Source organism: Luteitalea sp. (genome assembly GCF_044337415.1).
Taxonomy (GTDB): Bacteria; Acidobacteriota; Vicinamibacteria; order Vicinamibacterales; family Vicinamibacteraceae; genus Luteitalea.
The window spans coordinates 39989-52482 of sequence record NZ_JBIINP010000017.1 but is presented as its reverse complement, the minus strand read 5'-3'; the positions used below and the strand labels follow the sequence as shown (position 1 = coordinate 52482).

Sequence of the window (12494 nt, the reverse complement as noted above, 5' to 3'; positions counted from 1 at the left end):
CTGGCAGTTCCTCGCCCTGGCAGGCACCCTGGCCGCGGTGGCCATCGCCGAGTGGTTCGAGGGACCGGTGGAGGCCATCGGCTGGGCCATCGAGGGGGCCGTCGTGGGCGTGGCCGCCCTCCGGTCGGGCAACCGGTGGCTCGAGCGCGGGAGCCTCTCGCTCTTCGCGCTGGCCGCCATGCGCCTGGTGGACACGCTGGTGAGGCCGATGCCCGTCGGGACCTGGCCCATCGTCAACACCCGCGCACTCGCGGCAGTCATCGTCGTCGGGGCGATGGCGTGGCTTGCCGCGCGCGTGCGCGAGGCGGAGGACGGCACGGTCGGCGGGCCGCCGGCACGCGACGCCCTGATCCTCGGCGCCAATGTGCTGGCGCTCGGCTGGATCTCGGCCGAGATCGTGCTGTTCTTCGGCCAGCGGGCGCTGGCGGCCAGCGCCAACGATGTCCCTGCCGGCGTGGCCAGCGCGGAGCTGGCGCAGCAGGTCGCGCTCTCGGTGACCTGGGCGCTGTACGCGGTGGGCCTCGTGGCCGCGGGGTTCCGGCGCGCCTATGCGCCGGCGCGCTACCTGGCCATCGCGCTGTTCGGGCTCACGCTGGTCAAGGTCATGACCAAGGACATCGCCGAGCTCGATCGTGTCTACCAGATGCTCAGCGTGCTCGCGGTGGGTGCACTCCTGGTGGCGGCCTCCTACCTGTACCAGCGCGTGGCGGCGGCACGTCGGGAGGGTCACGGAGGCTGAGGCCCGTGCAGGGGCGCCGGCCGTCCCTTCGTGCGGTCCTTTGACACTGCAGCCACGAGCGGTCAGGATCGGAGGCGCGCATGGCAGAGTTCTCGTGGCCGGAGGCCTGCATCCTCGCGGTCGACGATCAGGTCCAGAACGTCAACATCATCGACCGGCTGCTCCGCCGCGCCGGGTTCGATCGGGTCGTGACGACGACCCAGCCTCACAACGCGCGCCCGCTCTTCGAGGAGCACAAGCCCGACCTCGTGCTGCTCGACCTGCACATGCCCGGGCTCGATGGGTTCGGGGTGCTCGACGAACTCTCGCCGCTGCTCCCTCCCGACGGCTACCTCCCCATCGTCTTCATCACGGCCGACGCCGACACGCACCTGAAGAAGCGCGCGCTCTCGATGGGCGCCAAGGACTTCGTCAACAAGCCGTTCGACGCCACCGAGATCGTGCTGCGCATCCGCAACCTGCTCGAGGCCCGGTACCTCTACCTGGCGCTGCAGGCGCAGAACGACGTGCTCGAGGCACGCGTGCAGGAGCGCACCGGGGAACTCGAGCAGGCGCAGCTCGAGATCCTGAACCGCCTGTCACGCGCCGCCGACTTCCGCGACGACGACACGATGCAGCACACCGAGCGGGTCGGGCGGCTGTCGGCCGCGCTGGCACGCGAGCTCGGGATGCACGACGAGGACGTCGCGCTGCTGCGGCTGGCGGCGCCGCTGCACGACCTCGGCAAGATCGCGGTGCCCGACAGCATCCTGCTGAAGGGCGGCGGGCTGAACGACGACGAGTTCGGCGTGGTGAAGACGCACACGACGATCGGCGCGCGCCTGCTGTCGGGCAGCACGCACCCTCTGCTGCAGATGGCCGAGGAGATCGCCCGCACGCACCACGAGCAGTGGGACGGGTCGGGCTACCTGCAGGGGCTGCAGGGTGATGCCATCCCGCTGGTCAGCCGGATCGTGGCCGTGGCCGACGTCTTCGACGCGCTCACCCACCGGCGCACCTACAAGAAGTCGTGGCCGCTGTCGGAAGTGCTCGACGAACTGAACCGCCAGAAGGGCCGGCAGTTCGACCCCGCCGTGGTGGACGCCCTCATGCGAATCATGGCGTGTGGCGAGGTCACAGTCGAGTGAGGTGGCAATTCGAAATTTGACATTCGAAATTGCCCGGCGGCCGGCCTGCCGGCCTTGCCGCTCGAACGATCTCGAGGGGCGGCGGCGCAGCCGCGCCCCCCCCCGAATTTCAAATGTCCAATTTCAAATTGCCAGGTACTTGCCGACCTGCTCTGCCGCCTGCCGGCCCTCGGCAATCGCCCACACGATGAGCGAGGCGCCACGCCTGGCGTCGCCGGCCACGAACACGCCGGGCGTGCTCGTCTGTCGCGTGACCGAATCGGCCTTCACACGGCCGGCGGCATCGCACTCGACGCCGAGCTGCTGGAAGAGCGGCAGCGGCTCCGGGCCGGTGAAGCCCATCGCGAGGAAGATCAGGTCGACGTCCTCGGTGAACTCGGTGCCGGGGACGGGCTCGAACGCGATCTGGCCGTTGTCCTTCTTCACCATCTCCACGCGCACGGCGTGCAGGCGCTTCAGCACGCCATCCTCGCCCTCGAGCTTCGTGGTCATGATGGCGTAGTCGCGCTCCCCGCCCTCTTCGTGCGCGGCAGACACGCGGTACACGTTCGGCCACAGCGGCCACGGGTCCGAGGCCGCCCGGCTGTCGGGCGGCCGTGGCGCGATCTCGAACTGCTTCACGCTCGCCGCGCCCTGGCGGTGGGCCGTGCCGAGGCAGTCGGCGCCGGTGTCGCCGCCGCCGAGGATGATGACCCGCTTGCCCTTCGCATCCAGGAACGGGTCGGCCGCCACATCGTCGCCGGCGATGATCCGGTTCTGGCGCTCGAGATAGGTCATGGCGAGCGCCACGCCGCGCAGGTCCGCGCCGGGCACGGTGAGGGCGCGGGGCTGCGTCGCGCCGACGGCCAGGCACACGGCGTCGAAGTCCTTGCGGAGCTGCTCACCGGACAGCGCGCCGCCCACGTCGACGCTCGTGCGGAACTCGACGCCTTCAGCCGCCATCTGCTCGAGGCGACGGTCCAGCAGCCGGCGGTGCATCTTGAAGTCCGGGATGCCGTAGCGCAGCAGGCCGCCGATCCGATCGGTGCGCTCGAACAACACCACGGCGTGGCCCTGTCGTGCGAGCTGTTGCGCGGCAGCCAGGCCGGCAGGGCCCGACCCGACGACGGCGACCTTCTTGCCCGTCTTCACGGCCGCCGGCTCCGGCACGACCCAGCCCTGCTCGAAGGCGTGATCGATGATCGACACCTCGACCTGCTTGATCGTGACGGGCAGATCGTTGATGCCGAGCACGCAGGCGGCCTCGCACGGGGCCGGGCACAGCCGCCCGGTGAACTCGGGGAAGTTGTTGGTGGCGTGCAGGCGCGCGGTCGCTTCCTTCCAGCGGTCGCGGTAGATCAGGTCGTTCCAGTCGGGAATCAGGTTGCCCAACGGGCAGCCCTGGTGACAGAACGGGATGCCGCAGTCCATGCAGCGGCTCGCCTGGGCGCGCAGGGACTCGACCGGGAACGGCTCGTAGACCTCCTCCCAGTCGGTGATGCGCTGATCCACGGGACGCCGCGTCGGCGTCTCGCGCGTGAGTTCGAGGAACCCCGTCGGCTTGCCCATTACACCGCCACCCCTTGCAACTCGGCGCGCTGCGCCTCGAGTGCCTTCTTGTACTCGGTCGGCATGACGCGCACCAGGCGCGCCACCGTGTCGGACCAGTGCGCGAGCAGCCGCGCGGCCACCGCGGACCCGGTGGTCGCCATGTGGCGCTCGAGCAGTTCACGGAGGAAGTGCTCGTCCTCGTCGTCGATGCCCTCGAGCAGCACCATCTCGCGGTTGCAGCGCTGCGCGAAGTCGCCGTCCTCGTCGAGCACGTACGCGACGCCGCCGCTCATCCCGGCCGCGAAGTTGCGGCCCGTGCGGCCGAGCACCAGGACGCGGCCGCCGGTCATGTACTCGCAGCCGTGGTCGCCCACGCCCTCGACCACCGCCGTCGCGCCGCTGTTGCGCACCGCGAAGCGCTCGCCGACCACGCCGCGCAGGAAAGCCTCGCCGCTCGTGGCGCCGTAGAGCACCACGTTGCCGGCGATGACGTTCTGCTCGGCCGCGAAGGGTGCGTCGTGCGCCGGGCGCACGATCACCCGGCCGCCGGACAGGCCCTTGCCGACGCCGTCGTTGGCGTCGCCCTCGAGCCGCAGCGTGATGCCGGCCGGCAGGAAGGCGCCGAAGCTCTGGCCCGCCGAGCCGTGGAAGGAGAGATCGATCGTGTCGTGCGCGAGGCCCTGCGCACCGTACCGTCGACTCACCTCGCTCCCGAGCATCGTGCCGACCGATCGGTTGACGTTGGAGATGGGCAGGTCGAGCGTCACCTTCTCGCGCCGCTCGAGCGCCGGCGCCGCGAGCCGGATCAGCTCGGCGTCGAGCACCGACGACAGGTCCACCTGCTGCTTCACGGTGCGATGCAGCACCGGGGGCGTTGCGCCCTCGGCCCCGAACACGTGCGTCGTGTCGAGGATACGGGCCAGGTCGAGGCCCTTGGCCTTCCAGTGGTCGACGGCCGGCGTGATGTCGAGCATGTCGGCGCGGCCGACCATCTCCTCGATGGTGCGGAACCCGAGCTGCGCCATCAGCTCGCGCACTTCCTCGGCGATGAAGTGGAAGAAGTTGACGACATGCTCGGCCTGCCCCGTGAACTTGGCGCGCAGCGTCGGGTTCTGCGTCGCGATGCCGACCGGGCACGTGTCGAGGTGGCACACGCGCATCATCACGCAGCCCATCACCACGAGCGGCGCGGTGGCGAAGCCGAACTCCTCGGCGCCGAGCAGCGCGCCGATGACGACGTCGCGGCCGGTCTTCATCTGGCCGTCCACCTGCACGGTGACCCGGTCACGGAGGCGGTTGGCGACGAGCGTCTGCTGCGTCTCGGCCAGGCCGAGCTCCCACGGCACGCCCGCGTGCTTGAGCGACGTCAGCGGGCTGGCGCCGGTGCCGCCGTCGTGGCCGCTGATCAGCACGAGGTCGCTCTTGGCCTTGGCGACGCCGGCCGCCACGGTGCCGACGCCGACCTCCGACACGAGCTTCACGCTGATGCGCGCGCGGGGGTTGGAGTTGCGCAGGTCGAAGATCAGCTGCGCGAGATCCTCGATCGAGTAGATGTCGTGGTGCGGCGGCGGGCTGATGAGGCCGACGCCGGGCGTCGAGTGCCGCACCTTGGCGATCCACGGGTAGACCTTGTTGCCGGGCAACTGGCCGCCCTCACCAGGCTTGGCGCCCTGCGCCATCTTGATCTGCAGCTCGTCGGCGTTGACCAGGTAGTGGCTGGTGACGCCGAACCGGCCCGAGGCCACCTGCTTGATGGCGCTGCGGCGGCTGTCGCCGTTGGCGTCTGGCGTGAAGCGGTGCGGGTCCTCGCCGCCCTCGCCGCTGTTGCTGCGGCCACCGAGGCGGTTCATGGCGATGGCCAGCGTCTCGTGCGCCTCGGCGCTGATCGAGCCGAAGCTCATCGCGCCGCTGGCAAAGCGCCTGACGATCGACTCGACTGGCTCGACCTCGTCGAGCGACACCGGCGGGCGCACGCCCGTGCGCAGCCTGAACAGGCCACGGAGCGTTGCCTGGTCGCGGCTCTGATCGTCCACGGCCACCGTGTACTGCTTGAAGATGTCGTACCGCTTCGAGCGCGTGGCGTGCTGCAGCTTGAAGATCGTGTCCGGGTTGAAGAGGTGCAGCTCGCCGTCGCGCCGCCACTGGTACTGGCCGCCCGACACCAGCTCGCGCTCCACCGCCACCTGCGGCCGGTAGGCCCGCTCATGGCTGAGGAGAGCTTCCTGCGCGATCTCGCGCATCCCCGCGCCACCGATCCGCGAGGGCGTGTTGGTGAAGTACCGGTCGACGAGTTCCTTCGCGAGGCCGATGGCCTCGAAGATCTGCGCGCCACGATAGCTGGCCACGGTGCTGATGCCCATCTTGGACATCACCTTGACCACGCCCTTCTCCACGGCCTTCAGGTACTTCTCGCGCAGGTAGGCGTCGGGAGTGCCGGCGTCGGCCAGGCCGAGCGCCCGGAGCTCCGCGAGCGAGTCGAGAGCCAGCCACGGGTTCACGGCGCTTGCGCCGTAGCCGATCAGCGTTGCGAAGTGGTGCACCTCGCGCGCCTCGCCCGTCTCGACGATGAGCGTGACGCGGGTGCGGGTGCTGGCGCGCACCAGGTGGTTCTGCAGGCCCGCGACGGCCAGCAGCGCCGGGATCGGGCACTTCTTCGCGGTGACGGCGCGGTCCGACAGCACGAGCACCTTCGCGCCGTTGGCGATCGCCGTGTCGGCCTTGGCAAACATCGCGCGCAGGGCCGGCTCGAGGCCGTCGGGGCCGTCGGCCACCGGGAAGACCATGTCGAGCACGGTCACGTAGAACGGCTGGTCGTCGCGCGCGGCCGCCAGCAGCTTGCCGGCGCGGTCGTAGCGCTGCAGGGCCTTGAAGCGGGCCATCTGCGCGTTGTCGAGGAACGGGCTCTCGCAGAGCACCATCCGGCAGCTCTCGGGCTGCGGATCGAGCAGGTTACGCTCGGGGCCGATGGCGGTGCCGACCGACGTGACCAGCTTCTCGCGGATGGCGTCGAGCGGCGGGTTGGTGACCTGCGCGAACAGCTGCTGGAAGTAGTCGGGCAGCGGCCGCGACTTGCGGCTCAGCACGGCGAGGGCGGCATCGTTGCCCATCGAGCCGATCGGCTCCTCGCCCTTGAGCGCCATCGGCGCCATCAGCACCTTGAGGTCTTCCTGCGTGTAGCCGAAGGCCTGCTGCATGATGCGCAGCGCATCGCCCTCCACCGGGGCCGGCGTCTCGGCCTGCTGCAGCGCCTCGAGCGGGATCAGGTGCTGGCTGACCCACTCCTGGTACGGCTTCTCGGCGGCGATGCGGTGCTTGATCTCCTCGTCGGCGATGATGCGCTGCTCGGCGAGGTCGACCAGGAACATCTTGCCCGGCTGCAGGCGCCCCTTCTCGACGACGCGCGAGGGCTCGACGTCGAGCACGCCGACCTCCGACGCGAGGATGACGAAGTCGTCGTCGGTCACCCAGTAGCGCGCGGGGCGGAGGCCGTTGCGGTCGAGCACGGCGCCGATCTGGGTGCCATCGGTGAAGGTGACGCACGCCGGGCCGTCCCACGGCTCCACCAGGCAGGAGTGATAGGCATAGAACGCCTTCTTCTCCTCGCTCATCGTGTCGTGGTGCTCCCACGCCTCGGGCACCAGCATCATCACGGCGTGCGGCAGCGAGCGGCCGCCCTGCACGAGCAGTTCGAGGACGCTGTCGAGGCAGGCCGTGTCGCTCAGGCCCTCGCGGACGATCGGCAACACCTTCTTCAGGTCGTCGCCGAAGAGGGTCGAGGCGAGCATCGCCTCGCGGGCGCGCATCCAGTTGATGTTGCCGCGCAGCGTGTTGATCTCGCCGTTGTGGGCGATCAGGTGGTACGGGTGCGCGAGCTCCCAGCTGGGGAACGTGTTGGTGCTGAAGCGCGAGTGGAACAGCGCCAGCGCGCTCTCGGTGCGGGGGTCGTCGAGGTCGGAGAAGTAGTCGCGCACCTGGGGCGGCGTGAGCATGCCCTTGTAGGTGAGCGTGCGCGAGGACAGCGACGGCACATGGAAGTACTTCGTGTCGTCGATGCCGCTCGTGCGGATGGTCGTCTGGTACCGCTTGCGGATCACGTAGAGCTTGCGCTCGAACGCGGCCTGGTCGGCGACGTCGGGACCGGGCGCGAGGAACACGTGATCCATGACCGGCTCGACCGACCGTGCCGTCTGGCCGAGCGTGCGGTTGTCGGTGGGCACGCGACGCCACCCGAGGAGCACCTGCCCCTCCTGGCGGACCACCATCGCGAAGATCAGCTTGGCGAGCGCGGCAGCCTGCGGGTCGGGCGACGAGAACACCAGCCCCACGGCGTACTTGCCCGGGGCCGGCAGCACCGCCAGCGCCTTGCCGTCGTCGGCGCCGGTGATGCGGCCGAGGGCGCACTCCCGCTCGAAGAGCTTGTGCGGGATCTGGATCAGGATGCCGGCGCCATCGCCGGTGTTGGGCTCGGCGCCGGTGGCGCCGCGGTGCTCCATCCGCTCGAGCGCCTTCAGGGCGCGATCCACGAGGTCGTGCGAGGCCTGCGCCTTGAGGTGCGCGAGGAACCCGACGCCGCAGGCATCGTGTTCGAAAGACGGATCGTACAGGCCGTTTTGCGGCCGCTGGGGCAACTGCGTGTTGTCCATTGGGGCACCGCGCTCACCGGGAGACCAGCGGGGACACGTCCCGCCGGTTGGTAAAGCGTGCGAGGAGTGTATGTCAGGCCCCATGAGCATGCGTTTGGCTCATGGACGAAATGCGCCACCCGCGGCCCTGTAACGCCCGCGTGATTAGCTGCCGTGAAGTTGCGATTAGCAGCACTGATGCTGACGGACGGCGTCGTGGGTCGGCGTCGACGGGACCGGCCGGCGAGGAACGGTCCGGTCTCGGGCGTCGAACGCCTTCGGACCAGCCGCCGGAGACCGCGGTACGATGACGGATGACAAAGTCGACATCGATGAGCGACGCGAAGAAGCGCGCGCAGGAGAAAGTGGCCCTGCTGAAGCAGCGGATCGCCAAGCAGGACGGCACCGCGGCGCCCGACGCGCACGCGGGGACGGACGCCGATGCGACGCAGAAGCCGGCGCACGTGGCCCGCGCCCAGGCTCATCCCGCCGCCCGGACCCAGCGGCCCCAGGGCCGCCGCGAGGGCAAGTAGCCTCCGCGAAGGGCCTGGCCGGCCGCGCCGGCCCCGGGGCCTTCCGGCCGTGACGGTTGGGCGCCCCCCGGCCCCTGAACCGCGCGAGGCTTGCGCGACGTCAACTGTGGTGCAAGATAAGGTTTCGTGATTCCGGAGGGCGGCAATGTCCGCTCCCCGTTACCCGCTACCCGCTACCCGACTGACCGCATGTCCCTGACGACCTACGACGTGATCATCGCCGGCGGCGGCCTTGCAGGCCTCTGCCTCGCCCGCCAGCTCCGCCAGGAACACCCGGACCTCACCATCCTGGTGGCCGAGAAGAAGAAGCACCCGGTGCCCGAGGCCGCCCACAAGGTCGGCGAATCGAGCGTCGAGATCGGGGCGCACTACTTCTCCAAGATCCTCGGCCTCGAGGAGCACCTCGTCGAGAAGCAGCTCTACAAGCTCGGGCTGCGCTACTTCTTCACCGAGGGCGACAACCGCGACGTGACGCAGCGGATCGAGCTCGGGCCGAAGACGTTCCCGAAGGTGCCATCGTTCCAGCTCGACCGCGGGCGCCTCGAGAACTTCCTGCTCGAGGAGGACCGCAAGTGCGGTATCGAGGTGCTCGACGGCGTGAAGGTGACCGCCATCGAGTTCGGCGACCCGCATCACCGCGTCGACATCGACATCGCGGGGCAGGTGCACAGCTTCAAGGGCCGCTGGGTGGTCGACGGCACGGGCCGCACCGGGATGATCCGTCGCAAGCTGGGACTCACGCGGCCGGCCTCGCACAACGCCAACGCGGTGTGGTTCCGGATGGGCAGCCGCATCAAGATCGACGAGTGGTCGCCCAAGGCCTCGTGGAAGGACTGGATGCCCTCCGAGGAACGGTGGATGAGCACCGTCCACCTGATGGGCAAGGGCTACTGGACGTGGCTGATCCCGCTCGCCTCCAACAGCCACAGCATCGGCATCGTGGCCGACGATGCGATTCATCCGTACCAGACGCTGAACCGCTTCGACCGGGCGATGTCGTGGCTGCACAAGTTCGAGCCGCAGTGCGCCGAGTTCCTCGAGGATCATCGCAACGAGCTCGACGACTTCCTGGGCCTGCAGCACTTCTCGCACAACTGCACGCAGATGTACTCGGCTGATCGCTGGGCGCTCATCGGCGAGGCCGGCGTGTTCACCGACCCGTTCTACTCACCGGGCTCGGACTTCATCTCGATCGGCAACGACATCACCGCCGAGCTCATCGGGCGTGACCGCCGAGGCGAGGACATCACGCAGCACGCGGCCTTCTTCAGCCGCATGTACCTGCTGCTGTTCCAGGCGTTCCTCAAGCTGTACGACGGCCAGTACCCGATCATGGGCAACGCCCAGGTGATGACGGTGAAGGTGGCCTGGGACAACGCCTGCTACTGGGCGATCTCGGCGCTGCTCTACTTCCGCCGCAAGTACCGCGACATGGCCTACATGCAGCAGCTCGAAGGCCTGCTCACGCGGTTCTTCTTCCTGCACGCACGCATGCAGGCCAGGCTGAAGGCCTGGAGCGACAGCGACCAGGTGAGCTACGGCTACCAGCAGATGTCGCTGCTCGACATGCCGTACCTGCACCGCATCCAGGGCCAGCTCTGGGATGACATCGACGACGCGACGCTGACAATGCGGCTCACTGAGAACTTCGCGGAGCTCGAGCGCTACGCGGACGTGATCCTGCAGATGGCCGCGGGCAAGACGATCGCCCGCGACCACGGCGGCTTCGAGAACGCCGCGGTGTTCCAGCTGCCGAAAGCGCACGTCGCCGCTTGACGGCGTCGCCGCTGCGCGGCTCCCTGACAATGCCGCGATTCCGCGATGCCGAATGCCGGCAACACCGGATTGTTCGTGGGCGTCGACCTTCAGGTCGACGCTCTCCCTCCTTTGACACGACTTCTCGCCTGCCTCCTCTGCTCGGTCGCGCTGCTGGCCCAGGGCCGGTACGACCCCGGCGTGCTGCCGAAGGGGCGCGACTACTTCGCGCTGCGTGACGGGCTCGCCAACGCCCACCTGAAGTTCACGCGCGAGAAGACGGGACGCGTCGCGTTCCTCGGCGGCTCGATCACGGCCGGCGGCGGGTGGCGCGAGCACACCATCCGCTACTTCCAGCAGAAGTTCCCCGACACGGCATTCGAGTTCATCAGTGCGGGTATCCCGTCGATGGGCTCGGTGCCGCATGCGTTCCGCCTCGAGCGCGACGTGCTCGCGAACGGGCCGGTGGACCTGCTCTTCGTCGAGGCAGCGGTGAACGACTCGACCAACACTGCCGATCCGGCGCACATGCGGCGTGGCATGGAAGGCGTGGTGCGGCATGCGCGCGCCGCCAATCCCCTCACCGACATCGTCCACCTGCACTTCGTGATGCCGGAGCACATGGCCGACTACGAGGCCGGGCGCGTGCCCGCCTCGATTGCGCAGCACGAGGCCGTGGCTGCGGCGTACGGGAACCCGTCGCTGAACCTGGCGCGTGAGGTCACCGATCGCATCGCTGCCGGGCAATTCACGTGGGCCGGCGACTTCAAGGATCTGCATCCGTCCCCGTTCGGCCACCAACTGTACGCCCACAGCATCGCGCGCATGCTCGATGCGGCATTCTCCAGGCCGCAGGCGTCGGCGGCGGCTCCCCACACGATGCCCGCACCGCTCGACCCGCGCAGCTACGCGCGTGGACGCTTCGGCAGCATCGACGATGTGCGGATCGTGAGCGGCTTCACGCAGGTGCGGTCGTGGCACCCATCAGATGGCAAGGGGACGCGCGCAGGCTTCGTCGACGTGCCCGCGCTCGTCGGCACCGAGCCCGGCGCGACGTTCACGTTCACGTGCGAGGGCACGGCGGCCGGCCTGCTCATCACCGCGGGCCCCGACACGGGCCGCGTGGAGTTCAGCATCGACGGCAGCGCCTTCCGCGTCGTCGACACGTTCACGCAGTGGAGTCCCGGCCTGCACCTGCCGTGGGCGGTGATCCTGGACGACGGCCTCGCGCCGGGGCGACATGAAGTGACGGTGCGCATCGCCGAGGGACACGATGCGCGAGCCACCGGCACGGCGTTGCGGGTCTTCCAGCTGCTGTTGAACTGACAGACGGCGGTCCCGGTCGGCATGACCTTGAAACCGCCCGCCGACGATGGCATCGTCGTCGGACGGCAGGGGCACCGACGCCAATCGAGCGGCTCGGAGGCAACCCGCGTTTCGCGGCGTCAACCAGCGTTGTCGCATTTCAGCAGTGGTCGACGCGACGATCGTCATGAAAGGCTCGATATTTCGCGCAAAGTGGGTCGGGCACGCCGCCTGCACCAGGCCTGCGCATGCTGAGTCACATGCCACGAACCGCCCTCGGCCGCACGGCCACCTACGCCGACATCCTCGCCCTGCCCGACCACCTGGTCGGCGAGATCGTCGACGACGACCTCTGGACCGCCCCACGACCGGCGCCCCGGCATGCCTGGGCCGCGGGCCAGTTGATGGTGGAACTGGGCACCGGACTCCGGGGCCACGGAAACGACGGCCGCGACGGCTGGCGGATCCTGCCGGAGCCCGAGTTGCACCTCGGTCGCCAGGTCGTCGTTCCGGACCTCGCGGGCTGGAAGCGGGCGCATCTGCCCCGGCTGCCTGACGCCGCGTACTTCGAGGCGCCGCCCGATTGGGTCTGCGAGGTCCTGTCGCCGTCCACCGAGCGGCTCGATCGCGACAAGAAGCTGGGCGTCTACGCCGCGGCGGGCGTGGGACACGTGTGGCTGATCGACCCGCTGGCGCAGTCGATGGAGGTGCTGCGCCGGAGCGGTGCGGGGTGGACGGTCGTCGCGACCCATGTGGGCCACGACGTCGCCTGTGCCGAGCCGTTCGACCAGCTGGGTGTGCACCTCGCGCTCCTCTGGGACGACGATGAGCCGTGAACATCTCCGGCCGGCGGCCGCGTGGTCAGGCCCGTTTCCGGGATTCC

General features: G+C 69.4%; 8 protein-coding genes. 6 read left to right on the top strand and 2 right to left on the bottom strand.

All coding sequences use genetic code 11. The annotated features are described in order from the left end of the window. A partial coding sequence (locus ACIRDX_RS05195) for a DUF2339 domain-containing protein (protein ID WP_396624342.1) occupies window positions 1–739 on the top strand: 739 nt, incomplete at its 5' end. A gap of 80 nt (window positions 740–819) precedes the next feature. After that, window positions 820–1866 (top strand): HD domain-containing phosphohydrolase, encoded by a 1047-nt coding sequence (locus ACIRDX_RS05190; RefSeq protein WP_396624341.1) that lies wholly within the window; start codon window positions 820–822, stop codon window positions 1864–1866. Window positions 1867–1989: 123 nt separating this feature from the next. Here the strand turns inward: ACIRDX_RS05190 and ACIRDX_RS05185 are convergent, their stop codons facing one another. Together ACIRDX_RS05185 and gltB are read right to left on the bottom strand one after the other, a co-directional pair. Next, on the bottom strand, window positions 1990–3414 hold the full coding sequence (locus tag ACIRDX_RS05185) for a glutamate synthase subunit beta (RefSeq protein ID WP_396624340.1): 1425 nt from the start codon (window positions 3412–3414) through the stop codon (window positions 1990–1992). Then, window positions 3414–8039: a glutamate synthase large subunit gene (gene gltB / locus ACIRDX_RS05180; RefSeq protein WP_396624339.1), complete on the bottom strand. Its 4626-nt coding sequence runs from the start codon at window positions 8037–8039 to the stop codon at window positions 3414–3416. The genes ACIRDX_RS05185 and gltB overlap by 1 nt, the downstream gene beginning before the upstream one ends. 293 nt (window positions 8040–8332) lie before the next feature. Here gltB and ACIRDX_RS05175 point away from each other — a divergent pair, with 293 nt between their 5' ends. From ACIRDX_RS05175 to ACIRDX_RS05160, 4 genes are all read left to right on the top strand, one after another. Further along, complete coding sequence (locus ACIRDX_RS05175) at window positions 8333–8551, top strand: hypothetical protein (RefSeq protein ID WP_396624338.1); 219 nt, start codon at window positions 8333–8335, stop codon at window positions 8549–8551. 189 nt (window positions 8552–8740) lie between these two features. Next, window positions 8741–10327 (top strand): NAD(P)/FAD-dependent oxidoreductase, encoded by a 1587-nt coding sequence (locus ACIRDX_RS05170; RefSeq protein ID WP_396624337.1) that lies wholly within the window; start codon window positions 8741–8743, stop codon window positions 10325–10327. Between the two features lie 111 nt (window positions 10328–10438). Beyond that, window positions 10439–11632: a GDSL-type esterase/lipase family protein gene (locus ACIRDX_RS05165; protein WP_396624336.1), complete on the top strand. Its 1194-nt coding sequence runs from the start codon at window positions 10439–10441 to the stop codon at window positions 11630–11632. Between the two features lie 239 nt (window positions 11633–11871). Beyond that, window positions 11872–12447, top strand: a complete 576-nt coding sequence (locus ACIRDX_RS05160) for a Uma2 family endonuclease (protein ID WP_396624335.1) — start codon at window positions 11872–11874, stop codon at window positions 12445–12447. Window positions 12448–12494: the final 47 nt, after the last annotated feature.

Bases quoted from the DNA above. Each gene is read 5' to 3' on its own strand.
- ACIRDX_RS05160 (WP_396624335.1), top strand. From the start codon at position 11,872: ATGCCACGAACCGCCCTCGGCCGCACGGCCACCTACGCCGACATCCTC.
- ACIRDX_RS05175 (WP_396624338.1), top strand. From the start codon at position 8,333: ATGACAAAGTCGACATCGATGAGCGACGCGAAGAAGCGCGCGCAGGAG.
- ACIRDX_RS05190 (WP_396624341.1), top strand. From the start codon at position 820: ATGGCAGAGTTCTCGTGGCCGGAGGCCTGCATCCTCGCGGTCGACGAT.
- gltB (WP_396624339.1), bottom strand. From the start codon at position 8,039: ATGGACAACACGCAGTTGCCCCAGCGGCCGCAAAACGGCCTGTACGAT.
- ACIRDX_RS05185 (WP_396624340.1), bottom strand. From the start codon at position 3,414: ATGGGCAAGCCGACGGGGTTCCTCGAACTCACGCGCGAGACGCCGACG.
- ACIRDX_RS05170 (WP_396624337.1), top strand. From the start codon at position 8,741: ATGTCCCTGACGACCTACGACGTGATCATCGCCGGCGGCGGCCTTGCA.